Raw genomic sequence first — 241 nt, forward strand, 5'->3', positions numbered from 1 at the left:
GTCGTCAAGCTGCTGGGCAAGCACGCCATCCGCGCCCAGGACCGCTCGGGCTTCGTGGTCAACGCGCTGCTGATCCCGTACCTGCTCTCGGCGATCCGGATGTTCGAGACGGGCATCGCCAGCCGCGAGGACATCGACAACGGCATGGAGATGGGCTGCGCGCACCCCATGGGGCCGCTCAAGCTCGCCGACCTCATCGGCCTGGACACCGTCGCCTCGGTCGCGTACTCGATGTACGAGG

1 protein-coding gene is annotated in these 241 nt (G+C 67.6%); it reads left to right on the plus strand.

Features of this window, described 5'->3' with window-relative positions; all coding sequences use genetic code 11:
* The coding region (locus ACSNOK_RS35925) for a 3-hydroxyacyl-CoA dehydrogenase family protein (RefSeq protein WP_436784849.1) at positions 1-241 on the plus strand (241 nt) is incomplete at both ends.

It is taken from the genome of Streptomyces sp. URMC 126, assembly GCF_051386555.1.
Classification (GTDB): Bacteria; Actinomycetota; Actinomycetes; order Streptomycetales; family Streptomycetaceae; genus Streptomyces.